14 protein-coding genes and 1 riboswitch are annotated in these 13,299 nt (G+C 69.8%); of the genes, 6 read left to right on the forward strand and 8 right to left on the reverse strand.

All coding sequences use genetic code 11. The annotated features are described in order from the left end of the window. Positions 1-362, forward strand: a 362-nt coding sequence (locus JWR86_RS04600; RefSeq protein WP_299561407.1) for a PD-(D/E)XK nuclease family protein, incomplete at its 5' end; no start/stop codon positions are given. 63 nt (positions 363-425) lie between these two features. Next, positions 426-752 (forward strand): thioredoxin, encoded by a 327-nt coding sequence (trxA, locus tag JWR86_RS04605; protein WP_299561432.1) that lies wholly within the window; start codon positions 426-428, stop codon positions 750-752. A gap of 207 nt (positions 753-959) precedes the next feature. Here the strand turns inward: trxA and JWR86_RS04610 are convergent, their stop codons facing one another. From JWR86_RS04610 to JWR86_RS04630, 5 genes are all read right to left on the reverse strand, one after another. Beyond that, positions 960-1,241 carry a hypothetical protein gene (locus JWR86_RS04610; protein ID WP_299561409.1) on the reverse strand — a complete coding sequence of 94 codons (282 nt, stop codon included), beginning with the start codon at positions 1,239-1,241 and terminating at the stop codon, positions 960-962. A gap of 10 nt (positions 1,242-1,251) precedes the next feature. After that, positions 1,252-1,476, reverse strand: a complete 225-nt coding sequence (locus JWR86_RS04615) for a hypothetical protein (protein ID WP_299561411.1) — start codon at positions 1,474-1,476, stop codon at positions 1,252-1,254. Between the two features lie 41 nt (positions 1,477-1,517). Next, entirely contained in the window at positions 1,518-1,718 is a 201-nt protein-coding gene (locus JWR86_RS04620) for a hypothetical protein (RefSeq protein ID WP_299561412.1), read from the reverse strand. A 29-nt stretch (positions 1,719-1,747) separates the two neighbouring features. After that, positions 1,748-2,017 carry a translation initiation factor IF-1 gene (gene infA / locus JWR86_RS04625; protein ID WP_299561414.1) on the reverse strand — a complete coding sequence of 90 codons (270 nt, stop codon included), beginning with the start codon at positions 2,015-2,017 and terminating at the stop codon, positions 1,748-1,750. A 76-nt stretch (positions 2,018-2,093) separates the two neighbouring features. Beyond that, the gene (locus tag JWR86_RS04630) at positions 2,094-2,303 is read right to left on the reverse strand and encodes a cold-shock protein (RefSeq protein ID WP_299561416.1); all 210 of its coding nucleotides are present in this window, start codon (positions 2,301-2,303) and stop codon (positions 2,094-2,096) included. 310 nt (positions 2,304-2,613) lie between these two features. Between JWR86_RS04630 and JWR86_RS04635 the strand changes: the two genes are divergently transcribed. Beyond that, positions 2,614-4,695 carry a hydantoinase/oxoprolinase family protein gene (locus tag JWR86_RS04635; protein WP_299561418.1) on the forward strand — a complete coding sequence of 694 codons (2,082 nt, stop codon included), beginning with the start codon at positions 2,614-2,616 and terminating at the stop codon, positions 4,693-4,695. Further along, positions 4,692-6,308 (forward strand): hydantoinase B/oxoprolinase family protein, encoded by a 1,617-nt coding sequence (locus JWR86_RS04640; protein WP_299561420.1) that lies wholly within the window; start codon positions 4,692-4,694, stop codon positions 6,306-6,308. The genes JWR86_RS04635 and JWR86_RS04640 overlap by 4 nt, the downstream gene beginning before the upstream one ends. A 43-nt stretch (positions 6,309-6,351) precedes the next feature. Here the strand turns inward: JWR86_RS04640 and JWR86_RS04645 are convergent, their stop codons facing one another. Together JWR86_RS04645 and JWR86_RS04650 are read right to left on the reverse strand one after the other, a co-directional pair. Beyond that, on the reverse strand, positions 6,352-7,446 hold the full coding sequence (locus JWR86_RS04645) for a hypothetical protein (protein WP_299561422.1): 1,095 nt from the start codon (positions 7,444-7,446) through the stop codon (positions 6,352-6,354). Next, positions 7,443-8,789 carry an amino acid permease gene (locus tag JWR86_RS04650; protein WP_299561424.1) on the reverse strand — a complete coding sequence of 449 codons (1,347 nt, stop codon included), beginning with the start codon at positions 8,787-8,789 and terminating at the stop codon, positions 7,443-7,445. The genes JWR86_RS04645 and JWR86_RS04650 overlap by 4 nt, the downstream gene beginning before the upstream one ends. Positions 8,790-9,006: 217 nt before the next feature. Here JWR86_RS04650 and JWR86_RS04655 point away from each other — a divergent pair, with 217 nt between their 5' ends. After that, on the forward strand, positions 9,007-10,479 hold the full coding sequence (locus tag JWR86_RS04655) for a hypothetical protein (protein WP_299561426.1): 1,473 nt from the start codon (positions 9,007-9,009) through the stop codon (positions 10,477-10,479). Positions 10,480-10,515: 36 nt separating this feature from the next. Here JWR86_RS04655 and JWR86_RS04660 read toward each other — a convergent pair whose 3' ends face one another. Further along, on the reverse strand, positions 10,516-11,601 hold the full coding sequence (locus JWR86_RS04660) for an alkene reductase (protein ID WP_299561428.1): 1,086 nt from the start codon (positions 11,599-11,601) through the stop codon (positions 10,516-10,518). A gap of 147 nt (positions 11,602-11,748) precedes the next feature. Then, positions 11,749-11,855: riboswitch (TPP riboswitch) on the forward strand. 120 nt (positions 11,856-11,975) lie between these two features. Here JWR86_RS04660 and thiC point away from each other — a divergent pair. Further along, the coding region (gene thiC / locus JWR86_RS04665; protein WP_299561430.1) for a phosphomethylpyrimidine synthase ThiC at positions 11,976-13,299 on the forward strand (1,324 nt) is incomplete at its 3' end.

The raw sequence follows: 13,299 nt of genomic DNA on the forward strand, positions 1-13,299 counted from the left end.
GGGTGATGGCCGAGCCTCGCCTCGCCGGCCTGTTCGGGCCCGGTTCGCGTGGTGAGGTGGCGATTGCGGGCCGGGTCGGTCCGCCCGGCGGGGAGCGCGCGGTCGCGGGCCAGATCGACCGCATGGCCGTGACCCCGTCCGAGGTGCTGCTGGCCGATTTCAAGACCGGCGCCCCGCCGCCCGGCGGCGTCCCGGGCGCCTACCTGGCCCAGCTCGCCCTCTATCGCGAGCTGCTGGCCGCCATTCATCCCGACCGGCCGGTCCGGACACTCCTCGTCTGGACGGAGGGCCCCACGGTGATCGAGCCGGACCCGGCGGCGCTCGGCTCCGCGCTGGCCCAGGTGCTCGGCCGGCTTCCTTGACCGGCCCCGGAGCCGTTCATACCTTCACGTTCAACACGGCCCGCGGGCCGCACAAGGAATCAGATCATGGCGACGATGAAGGTGACCGACCAGAGCTTTGCCCAGGACGTGCTGCAATCGAAGGAGCCCGTCGTGGTCGATTTCTGGGCGGAATGGTGCGGTCCCTGCCGCATGATCGGCCCGGCGCTCGAGGAGATCGCCAACGAGATGGCCGGCAAGGTGAAGGTCGCCAAGATCAACATCGACGAGAACCCGCAGATCGCCTCCGAGCTCGGCATCAGGTCCATCCCGACCCTGTTCATCTACAAGAACGGCGAGAAGGTGGATCAGATGGTCGGCGCGAAGCCGAAGGGCGATCTCTCGCGCTGGATCGCCAAAAGCGCGGCCTAAGGCAGCCGGAGCCGCCGGGCGCCACACCGGCGACCGGGTCCGCGGCGCGGCCAACCGGGCGCGCTCCGAGCAAGCCCTGACGGGGGATGGCGGCCACGCGCGGCCAGCATGCCGGCTGGCGTGGCGGGGGACGTCACGGCACGGGGAGACCTGCTCCGGGCCCGTGCGGTCGGCTTCCGCCGGTGCGAGGGGCCCGAGGCGGGCCGCTCAGCCCACCGGAATGGAGCGCCGGGTGACCTTCGGGGTGACCTTGGCGGGTTTCTTGGTCGAGGCCTTGGCCGGCTTCAGAAGGGCGGCGGCTGCGAGCGCTTCCGTTTCGACCCGGTCGCGTTCGAGCCGGAGGGCGCGCAGCCGTTCGGTCTTGGCGTCGGTCGCCTCGGACTGCGCCTTCTGCTCGGCCCGGGCTGCGTCGCCGTCCTGGGCCATTTTGCGGGCCCGCTCCTGGCGGGCGGCGGCCGTCAGCGATGTTCCGGCGGGAAACCTCGTCATTCCGACCTCCTTAGGGGCTGGCTGCGGGAACCTGCAGCAGCAGCTTTCCCTCATGGTTGGATACGGCGATCGAGCAGCCGGAGAAGGATGCCTCGCTGAGAGAGGCCTCCTGGCGGAGGCGGTCGGCGAGATAGAGGGCGCACTGGGCGAGATCGACATCGTCGGCCAGCTCCACCCCGTCCCGATCGGCGAGGACGCCGTCGCGATGCGCGATGGAGAAGAAATACCGAGCCATGTCGTCTCTCCTGTCGCGGCTCCGGACCGGAGCAGCCCGGTTCAGTGCGATTCGGGCTTGGCGAACTGGCTCTCGGGAACGACCCGTTCGATCTTGTCGGGGCCGCGCACGCGGTATTGCGGCTCCCCGTCGACGGCCTCAGGCAGCAGGCGCGTGATTTCGTAGGCCCCTTGGCTGGTCCGGTCGGGGAAGGACCGGGTGACCCGCACGATCTGGCCGAGCTTGAACCGGTGGACGGACATGAATTCCTCCCTCTCGGCCAGACGGCCGCTCAACGTCGGAAAAATTTCCGAGCCGGAGGGCGGCTGCCCATCGGGCCGCGCTCGTCCTTGTGGCGGAAGATGACCCGACCTCGTTCGAGATCGTAGGGCGACATCTCCACCGTGACGCGGTCGCCTGCCAGCGTCTTGATCCTGTGCTTCTTCATCTTGCCGGCCGTGTAGGCGATGATCTGATGTCCGACGTCGAGCTGCACACGGTATCGTGCCTCCGGCAGGATCTCCGTCACCAGTCCCTCGAACTGAATCAGCTCTTCCTTCACGCAGACATCCTTCTTGGAGAGAGGCCGTCCCGGAACCGGGACGGCCAGATCGAGCGGAACCGCTCGGTCAGATTGCTCAGGCAACCTGGAGGTTGTTCACGGCGACCTTGCCCGAACGGCGGTCCTGCTCCGTGTCGAACGACACCTTCATGCCCTCGGCGAGGCCGCGGATGCCGGCGCGCTCGAGCGCGGTCGCATGGACAAACACGTCCTTGCCGCCGTCGTCCGGCTGGATGAAGCCGAAGCCTTTGGTGTCGTTGTAGAACTTCACGGTACCGTTAGTCATGGAAACGCTCCTTCGCATTTAGACGCAGTAAGGGGCGGGCAAATGCTGTCGCGCCCGCGCCCTGGCTCGCAGAATTTTGGAGAGAAAGTCGGAGCATGCGTCGCGCGAGGCGCGAGAGGCGGCCCTGTCGTCTGGCCAAAAGTCAACGAGGTTTACTTAGCCCCTCGATGCGATTTTTGCAAGGGCGCCGGGATTCCTTTTCCCAGCCCCGCCCGGTTTGGCGGCGCCGCGGCGGCCTACGGCAGAGCTTGGCGGGGGCGCGCTTATCCGTCACAAGGGCCGCCCCCCCACAGAGACCACCGGCACCCAGATGGCACGCCTTTCCGTCGATATCGGCGGGACTTTCACAGACCTCGTTCTCGACGCCGACACAGGTCGGCGCACCCGTAAGATCCTGACCACCGTGAGGGCGCCCGAGGAGGCTGTGCTCGCTGGCACGCGGCTGCTTCTGGCCGAGGCAGGGTTGAGCTTTGCCGGAATCGACACCTTCGTGCACGGCACGACGCTCGCCACGAACGCCATCATCGAGCGCAAGGGCGCCCGGACCGCGCTGATTGCGACGGACGGGTTCCGCGACGTGATCGAGATCGCCGACGAAGGCCGCTTCGACCAATACGACGTGTTTATCGAGAGGCCGCGGCCGCTGGTGCCGCGCCGGCTCCGGTTCACGGTGCCGGAGCGCATCGACGTCGAGGGCAGGATTCGGGTGGCGCTGGATGAGGCCGCCCTGCGGGCCGTCGCGGCGCGGCTGCGGGCGGAAAAGGTCGAGGCCGTCGCGGTCGCCTTCCTGCACGCCTACCGCAACGGTGCCCATGAGCGCCGCGCGCGCGAGATCCTGGCGGAGGAATGCCCGGAGATCGCCGTGACGCTCGCCTCGGAGGCCGCGCCAGAGATCCGGGAATACGAGCGCAGCTCGACGGCCATCGCCAACGCCTATGTGCAGCCCCTGATGGCCGGCTATCTCGGCCGCCTGGCTGAGGCTTTCGCCCGGGAGGGCTCGCGCGCTCCCATCCACCTGATGACCTCCGGCGGCTCGCTGGCGAGCCTCGAGACGGCGCGCCGGTTCCCGATCCGGCTCGTGGAATCGGGCCCCGCCGGTGGCGCCATTCTGGCCGCCCACGTGGCGGCCGAGCGTGGGCTCGACAAGGTGCTGTCCTTCGACATGGGCGGCACCACGGCCAAGATCTGCATGATCGAACACGCGACCCCGCTGACCTCCCGCAGCTTCGAGGTCGACCGCGCCGCCCGCTTTCTCAAGGGCAGCGGCCTGCCCGTCCGCATCCCGGTGATCGAGATGGTGGAAATTGGCGCCGGCGGCGGCTCGCTCGCCCGGCTGGATGCCCTGCGGCGCATCACTGTCGGGCCGGACAGCGCCGGATCGGAGCCGGGCCCGGCCTGCTACGGCCGTGGCGGCACCGTGCCGACGGTCACCGATGCCGATCTCGTCCTTGGCCGCATCGATCCGGATCGATTCGCCGGCGGCTCCATTCCGCTCTCGCCCGCAGCCGCGTCGGCCGCGGTGGAAGCGACCATCGGTGGCCCCTTGTCGCTCGCGCCCGCCGTGGCCGCCTACGGCATCAGCGAGATCGTCGACGAGAACATGGCCAACGCCGCGCGCGTCCACGCCGTCGAGCGGGGCCTCGTGGCCGCCGACCGCGTGCTGGTGGCCTTCGGCGGTGCCGCCCCGCTCCATGCGGCACGGCTGGCCGAGAAGCTCGGCATTCGGCGCGTGGTGATCCCGCCCGATGCCGGCGTCGGCTCGGCCGTCGGCTTCCTGCGGGCTCCGGCCGCCTATGAGCTCGTGCGCAGCCGCTACATGCGGCTCGACCGGTTCGACCTCGCGGAGGCCAACGCGTTGCTCGCGGAAATGAGCCGCGAAGCGAGAGCGCTCGTCGCCAGCGCCGCCGGCGGGCAGACGCTCGCCGAGCGCCGGCTGTGCTTCATGCGCTATCTCGGCCAGGGGCACGAGATCTCGATCACGCTGCCGGACCGCGACCTCGCGGATCACGATCCGGCCGAATTGCGGGCCCGGTTCGAGGCCGAATACGACCGGCAGTTCGAACGCCACATCCCCGGGGCGGCGCTGGAGGTCCTGAGCTGGGCCGTTCGCGTCGGCACCGCCGACGCGGCCGCGGCACGGGTGCCGGACGTGGCGCCGCAGGCCGGCCCGGCCCCGATCGGGCGCCGTGCGGTGGTGCTGGACGACCGCGCCACTCCGGTCGACGTGGCTGTCTATGCACGGGCGGATTTCGCGCCGGGCGGCACGGTCAACGGACCGGCATTGGTGGTGGAACAGGGCACGTCGACCTTCGTCACGGCCGCGTTTCGGGTGTCGCTGGATGGCGGCGGGGCGCTCGTGCTGGAGCGCGATGAGGAAGGAGAACGGGCATGAGCGGCCAGACGGGCGAGATCGCCCTCCAGGTCATGTGGAGCCGCCTGATCTCCGTGGTGGAGGAGCAGGCGCAGGTGCTGATCCGCACCGCCTTCAGCCCCATCGTGCGGGAATCGGGCGACCTTTCGGCCGGCATCTTCGACCGGCGCGGCCGCATGCTGGCGCAGGCGGTCACGGGCACGCCCGGCCACGTCAATTCCATGGCCGAGGCGGTGCATCACTTCATCGAACGCTTCCCGCTCGACACGATGCGGGACGGCGACATCTACATCACCAACGACCCCTGGATGGGGACGGGCCACCTGAACGACTTCGTTCTCACGACGCCCTGCTTCCACCGCGGCCGGCTCGTGGGGCTGTTCGCCTGCACCAGCCACCTGATGGACATCGGCGGGCTCGGCGTGGGACCTGACGCGACGGACGTGTTCATGGAGGGGCTCTACATTCCCCACCTGAAGCTCGCCGAGGAGGGGCGCCTCAACGAGACCCTGATGGCGATGATCCGGGCCAACACCCGCCTGCCGGTCGACACGGAGGGCGACACCTATTCGCTCGCCGCCTGCAACGACATCGGGTGCCGGCGCTTGCGCGACATGATGGAGGAGTTCGACCTCGACGACCTGGATCATCTCGCCGACCACATCTGCAGCCGTTCGGAAGCGGCGGTGCGGGAGGAGATCGCCCGGCTGCCCAAAGGCACGTGGTCCTACGAGATGGTGATCGACGGCTATGACGAGCCGGTCACGCTCCGGGCCACCACGACGGTGTCCGAGCGCGGCATCCATGTCGACTACACGGGCACGAGCGCCGTCTCGAACCGCGGCATCAACGTCCCGCACGCCTATACGACCGCCTATACGGTGTTCGGGCTCGGCTGCGTGGTGGCGGCCGGCATCCCGAACAATGCCGGCTCGCTCGCGCCGCTCACCGTCTCTGCCCCGGTGGGCACCATCCTCCATGCCGAGAAGCCGGCGCCGGTGTCGGTGCGGCACATCACGGGCCAGATGCTCCCCGACATGGTCTTCGGCTGCCTGCGCCAGGCCGTGCCGGACAGGGTTCCGGCCGAGGGCACGTCCTGCCTCTGGAACCTGAATCTGCGCGGCCGCACACAGGATGCGAACGGCAATTTCGGCTTCTCGACCACCTTTGTGTCGAATGGCGGCACCGGGGCCCGGCCGGACCGGGACGGGCTGTCGGCCACGGCCTTCCCGTCGGGCGTCAAGGGCACCCCCGTGGAGGTCGCGGAATCGCTGGTGCCGCTGATCTGGTGGCGCAAGGAGCTTCGGCCGGGATCCGGCGGCCTCGGCCGCTTCCGGGGCGGGCACGGCCAGCGCATCGAGATCGGCAGCGCCATCGACGAGCCGTTCGAGCTGCTCGCGGCGCTGGATCGGATCGACCATCCGCCGCGCGGCCGCGACGGGGGAGGGGACGGCGCGGCGGGCCGCATCGGGCTCGCCTCCGGCACCGTCCTGCGGGGCAAGGGCCTGCAGCAAATCCCGGTCGGCGACCGTCTGGTGCTGGACACGCCCGGCGGCGGCGGGCTCGGCGACCCGAGCGAGCGTGCGCCGGAGCTGGCCGCGAGAGACGAGTCCGAGGAGCTGGCCCGAACCTGAACGGGCAGGGGGGGAGCCGGGCTCGCAGCCCGGCTCCGGCCTGCTACTGCGCGGCGACGCTGTCGCGCTTCACGGCCCAGAGCAGGTTCGACTCGTTCGGCCGCCAGCGGTAGCCGATGCCGAAATCGATCGGGGTCGGCCTGCCTTTGGCATACAGCTCGCGGAGCCTGGGTTGGCCGCGGCCCGCAAACAGCGTGATCGGCCCCAGATAGCGGCCATAGGGCTTCAACTGCCACTTGGCCGGGTCGAAATACGTCACCGGGATGCCGCTGTCGTCCTCGAGGATCGCCGCGCTCTTGTCCAAGAGGAAGCTTCGCACCTGCGAGAAGTTCGGCGAGTGCATCAGGTATGAGGCGCTCTTCACGAAGGCCACGCCCTCGCCGAGCTTGTCGCCGAGCCGGCCGATGCCGCCGCTGCGAAAGCCGTCGTCGGCGATGTTGGTGCTGAAGTAGTAGAGCGTCTGCTCCGGGCCGCCCGCCCCCGCGAACACGATCTTGGCGCCCTGCGCGCCGGTCTTGCCGGCCGGGCGCGCCCCCGCGACCGGTGTGCCGTCGTCGTCGAGATAGACGAGGCTGACGTCGCGCAGCGTCTTTCCGGCCCGCGACAGGAACACATACAGCACCGGCAGCGTGCCGTTGAGCGGCGTCGCCCGCAACTGGCCCTGCATGTTCTTGGTCAGGAAGAAGCTGAACGACAGGATCGACCGCATGGAGATCTGCAGCGCGCCGAGCGCCTGCGGCAGCGTCGCCTTGGGCAGGTTCTGAACGTCCGGGATGTGGCCGACCGGCTCGAGCCCGGCCATCACGTAGGTGGTGGCGTCGGGAAAGAAGGCGTTGGCGTAGAGGAAGTCCGGCCCGCTGAACATGTAATAGAGGGTCGGCCGCTTCACGGAGAGGTTCGCGGCGGCCCAGTTGCGGACCCGGGACAAGGTCCGGGCCTCGGCCTGCCTGAACGTGGCGTCGAAGCCCGAGGCGTGCTGCTTCCAGCGCGGCTCGGCCGCAAGCGCGGCCAGCGGCGAGTCCGCCGAGGGCGGGAGCCCGGCCAGGAAGCGGGCCGTGTCGTCGACCGTCGCGGTCTGGGCGCGGGCCGGGGCGGCCGCGAGCAGAAACAGGCTCGCGACGAGAAGCAGAACTCTCATTTGGACGCGGCTCCCTGGCCGGACACCTGCCAGGAGGCCCGCGAGGCGAGCCCGTAGACGGCGAGCCCGGCCAGCATCATCAGGAAGCCGAGCAGCGACTGCATGGGCCGGGTGGTGATCAGGTAGTACATCATGAAGCCGGTGACGGAGAGAAACACGATCGGCGTCACCGGAAAGCCCCAGGCCCGGAACGGCCGTGGCAGGTCGGGCCGCGTGATGCGGAGCTTGATCACGCCCAGGACGGCGAGGAACGAGCAGAAGATCAGGCTGAACTGGATGAAATCCAGCACCGCCTCGAAGCTCTGCGTGAACAGCAGCAGGCTCGAGACCACGGCCTGGAACAGGATGGCGGCCATCGGCACGCCGTTGGCGCGGCGGCGCGAGAAGACCCGCAGCAACGGATTGTCCTCGCCCATCGCGACCGTGACCCGCGGGCCGATCCAGACCATCGCCGAGACGGTCGAGATCAGGCCGAGGCAGATCAGCCCCCCGACCAGCCGGCCCCCGCCTTCACCGAAGATGTGGGTGCCGGCGATCACCGCCACGTCGATCTGGCCGGCCAGCGCGCTGATCGGCGTCGTGTAGAGGAACACCGCGTTCAGGGCCACGTAGAGGGCCACCACGATCAGCGTGCCGAACAGCAGCGCGCGCGGCAGGGCGCGGGGCGGGTCCTTGATCTCGCCGATGATGTAGGTCGCGGCGTTCCAGCCCGAATAGGAATACATCACGAAGACGAGGCTGATGGCGAAGGGCGCGCTCAGGATGTGGGTGGCGTCGACCGAGCTCGGCAGGAAGCTGATCGGCTGGCCGCCGCCGAACCAGAACCCGGCCACGATGAAGGCCGCGATCAGGGCGAGCTTCACCAGCGTCGAGACGATCTGGAACAGGCTGCCGTGGCGGTTGCCCGTGAGGTGGACCAGCGACACGGCCCAGATCACGGCGAGGCCGAGCACCAGCGGCGGCGCGCCCGGGGCGATCGACTTCGCGTATTCCCCGAACGCCATGGCGGCCAGCGCCACGGGGGCGGCAAAGCCCACGGTGGCCGAGAGCCAGCCGGCCAGGAAGCCGACGGCCGGGTGATAGGACCGGGTGAGGAAGTTGTATTCGCCGCTGTTGCGGGGAAACATGCAGGCGAGTTCCGCGTAGCAAATCGCGCCGCACAGGGCCACGATGCCACCAATCAGCCACAGGAGGATGATGGAAAAGCCCGAGGTGATGTCCTTCACCTGGAAGCCGAGCGAGGTGAAGACGCCGACCCCGACCATGTCCGCGACGACGATGGCCGTTGCGGCCACCGCGGTGACCGAGGCTGGGCCCGGCCCGCTCGCAGCATCATTCGCCATCGCAGGTTGCCGAAGCCTCTAAATTGCCACAGTGAACATTCTTTGACTTAGGCGGGCTTTTCAATGGCAACGAGTCCGTTGTGCTGCATTGCGGAACGGGTGTGCTGATCGGGCCACAAGAGGCTGAGGACATGGTAAACGGGTTGGCAACCATGCTGGCCTAATCTCGGAGAGGCCGGGTTCCGGCGGAGACCGGTCCGGCCGCGATGGGGGACGGATGCTGTATCGAAAGGCCACGCCTCTGCGGGCGGGCGTCGCTCTGACCTCGCGGTCGTCGGCGCCGGGTCCCGCGACGGACTGGGACGCGACCCCGCTGCGGCAGGGAAGCCTCCGGCCGAGCGGCCGCCTGGTGGTCGGCGGTGGCCGGCGCGGCATCACCCTTCGCGACGTCGGCCTCGCGGCGGGCGTCGCTCTGATCGGCACCGCCGTGGTCGCCTGCCTGCCGATCGGGGGGGCCGAAGGGCCGCGCCCCGCCGTGCAGAGCGCCAAACCGGCCGCGGAGCCGAGGCTTGCGGCCGCCAACGCCGCCGTGCTCGAATCCCTGCCGCACCCCGCCACGACGCTGGCCGCGCTGGCGCCCGAGCGTGCGGTTGCGGCCCAAACCGCCCGCCTCGATCCGGACAGCACCGCCGCCTTCGCGTCCGCCTCGGCCGCGCCCCGGGACCCTGTCGGCGCCAAGCTGCGCAGCGCCCGGGTGAACGACGACCCGCCGCTGCCGAACCTCCGGCAGCTCGCCCCACGTGGCCCCGCCCCGCTCAAACAGGCCGTGACCCGGCTGGTCGGCTTCGATGCGGCGCCGTTTCCCTATGACGGCCTGATCCCGGGCACGCAGCAGCCCTTTCTGAACACCGAACAGGGCGAGGAGCGCGGGCACCGCTCGGGCCGCGGCCGCCTGTTTCTGGAAAGCGAGACGTTTGGCGACAACCGCGTGCTCGCCCACATCCCGCGGGGCTTCGACCTCGGTCGCCCGGGCGTGATGGTGGTGTTCTTCCACGGCCACGGCGCGACGCTGAAGCGCGACGTGATGAACCGGCAGCAGGTTCCGGCCCAGGTTTCCGCCTCCGGCGCCAATGCCGTGCTGGTGGCGCCGCAATTCGCGGTCGATGCCTCGGATTCCAGCGCCGGCCGCTTCTGGGAGGAGGGCGGCTTCGCCCGCTTCCTGGACGAGAGCGCGCAGCGCTTGGCCAAGCTGCATGGCGGCGGGGAGGCGGCCGAGCGCGCCTTCCGCGAGATGCCCGTGGTTGTCGTCACCTATTCCGGCGGCTTCGTGCCGGCCGCCTATGCGGTCCAGGCCGCCGGCGGCGCGCAGGACCGCGTGCGCGGCGTCGTGCTGCTGGATTCGATCTACGGCGAATACGAGAAGTTCGCGAACTGGGCCGCGTCGGGCCGGGGCAAGTTCCTGGTCAACGCGTCGACGCCCTACACCCGCCGCCAGGCGGGCGAACTCGAGCGCCAGCTCGCGGCCCGGAGCGTCCCGGTCTCCACCGAGCTGAAGGGCAATCTGTCGCGCGGCGGGGCCGTGTTCCTGAACACCGGGCCCGACGCCAACCATCGCGACTACGTCACGCAGGCCTGGACCGAGAAGCCGATCGCGGACGTGCTGCAGCGTCTGCCTGAATACCGCCTCCGCGGTCCGGAGGCGGTCGCCTCGCTGGGGCGCCGGGAGCAGCGGGCCGGCGCCACCGAGTAGCGCTCCGGCCGGAGCGGGTCCGGCCGGAGGCGCCCGTTACGCCGCGACGCGGGCTCTCGGGTAGTCGATGTAGCCTTCGTCCCCCTGGGAATACCAGGTTTTGGGGTTGTCCTTGTTCAGGGGCAGGCCCTCGGCCAGTCGGTACGGCAGGTCCGGATTGGCCAGGAAGGGGCGGCCGAAGGCGATGGCGTCCGCCTCGCCCCGGGCCATGGCGGCGCGGGCTTTCGGGCCGTCATAGTCGGAGTTGAGCACCAGCGCCCCGCGGAACACCTTGCGGATGGCGGGGGCGATCGGCGCGACCTCGGCCTTGCCGAACGTGCCCTCGAAATCGGGCTCGCGCAGCTCCAGAAAGGCGATGCCGAGATCGGACAGGGCTGCCGCCGCCGCCGGAAACAGGGCCTGCGGGTTGGAATCGTTGGTGCCCTGGGAATCGCCGTTCGGCGACAGCCGCACGCCGGTCCGGTCCGCGCCCGCCACCTCGACCACGGCCTCCGTCACCTCGCGCAAGAGGCGGATGCGGTTCTCGATCGAGCCGCCGTAGCCGTCCTGGCGCAGGTTGGAATTGTCGCGCAGGAACTCGTCGATCAGATAGCCGTTCGCGGCATGCACCTGCACCCCGTCGAACCCGGCCGCCAGCGCGTTGCGGGTGGCAATGCGGTAATCCTCGATCAGGCCCGGGATCTCGTCGAGCCGCAGCGCGCGCGCCTGCCCGTAGGGCTTGGTGCCATCATAGGTATGGGCGTGGCTCGGTGCCGTGGTGGCCGAGGCCGAAACGGGGGCCTCGCCGCCGAGGAAATCCGGGTGGACGAGGCGGCCCATGTGCCAGAGCTGGGCCACGATGCGGCCGCCCGCCTTGTGCACCGCAGCGACGACCGGCTTCCAGGCCTCCGTCTGCTCGGCGCTCCACAGGCCGGGAGCATAGGGCCAGCCCAGGCCCTGCTGGCTGATGCCGGTGGCCTCCGAAATGATCAGGCCGGCACTCGCCCGCTGGGCATAATACTCGGCCATCACAGGGGTCGGGACGTGCTGGCGGGTGGCGCGGGCGCGGGTCAGGGGCGCCATGAAGATGCGGTTCGGGGCGGTGATGGCACCGAACCGGATGGGATCGAACAGAGACGGCATGGAATCCTCGGCGACGGCCAATGCGGCCGGTTGAGGGGGAGATAGGCGGCCGCTCCCGGCGGCCAAGTGTTGCAGCGCACATAACGGACGCTCGGTCTCCGGCTGGACCTGTCCGATTGACATCGGTCCCACACCGGCCCACCTTCGCGCTGTTCCGAGGGGGGCCGCGCGAGCGGCTGAGATACGGCTGATCGGCCGTGACCCTCCAACCTGATCCGGGTCATGCCGGCGGAGGGACGGGACCCGGCGCCAATCCGCCACCCCCCTTCGTCCCAGAGACCCTTCCCGCGCCCGGACCGGCCCTGCCGTTTCGCCAGCGCGACCGCGCCGCCGCCCGCGAGAGGCGTCGGAGCCGGCACACGAGGAGGACGCTCATGACGATCCATGTCGACAAGGTGAAGGGCGTTCCGCAGAGCGTGACGACCGGCCCGATCACCGGCTCGCGCAAGGTCTACGCCGCGCCGGCCGGCCACCCGGACATCCGCGTGCCGTTCCGCGAGATCACGCTGTCCGATCCGGCCGAGGCGCCGGTCCGCGTCTACGACCCGTCCGGCCCCTATACCGAGACGGATTCCGGCATCGACCTGCTGCAGGGCCTTCCCGGCGTGCGCGAGGGCTGGATCGCCCGCCGCGGCTTCCCGGCCATCGCGCCCCGCCCGGTGCGGCCCGAGGACAACGGCATGGTCTCGGCCGACAAGCTCGTCGCGGCCTGCCCGGCCGAGCGGGTGGTGCGCCGCGGCGAGCCCGGCCAGATGGTGACCCAGTACGAATTCGCCCGCGCGGGCATCATCACGGAAGAGATGCGCTACGTCGCGCACCGCGAGAACCTGGCCCGCGAGGCGGTGCTGGAACAGGCGGCCGCGAAGCTCGCCGACGGCGAATCCTTCGGCGCCTCCCTGCCCGAGCACGTCACGCCGGAATTCGTGCGCGACGAGGTGGCCCGCGGCCGGGCCATCATCCCGGCCAACATCAACCACACCGAAGTCGAGCCGATGGCCATCGGCCGCAACTTCCTGGTCAAGATCAACGCCAATATCGGCAATTCGGCCGTGGTCTCGACGGCGGCCGACGAGGTCGAAAAGCTGGTCTGGGCCATTCGCTGGGGCGCCGACACGGTGATGGACCTGTCGACCGGCCGCAACATCCACAACATCCGCTCCTGGATCATGCGCAACTCGCCGGTGCCGATCGGCACCGTGCCGATCTACCAGGCGCTGGAGAAGGTGGATGGCGACCCGCTCAAGCTCACCTGGGAGGTGTTCAAGGACACGCTCATCGAGCAGGCCGAGCAGGGTGTCGACTACTTCACCATCCACGCCGGCGTGCGCCTGGCCTATGTGCCGCTGACGGCGCGGCGCGTCACCGGCATCGTCTCGCGCGGTGGCTCGATGATGGCGCGCTGGTGCCTCAGCCATCACAAGGAAAGCTTCCTCTACGAGCGCTTCGACGAGATCTGCGACATCATGCGCAAGTATGACGTCAGCTTCTCGCTGGGCGACGGCCTGCGCCCCGGCTCCATCGCCGACGCCAACGACGCCGCGCAGTTCGCCGAGCTCGAGACGCTGGGCGAGCTCACCAAGCGCGCCTGGGACAAGGGCTGCCAGGTGATGATCGAGGGCCCCGGCCACGTGCCGATGCACAAGATCAAGATCAACATGGAGAAGCAGCTCGAGGAGTGCGGCGAAGCGCCGTTCTACA

This window comes from Enterovirga sp. (genome assembly GCF_028290205.1).
Classification (GTDB): Bacteria; Pseudomonadota; Alphaproteobacteria; order Rhizobiales; family Beijerinckiaceae; genus Enterovirga.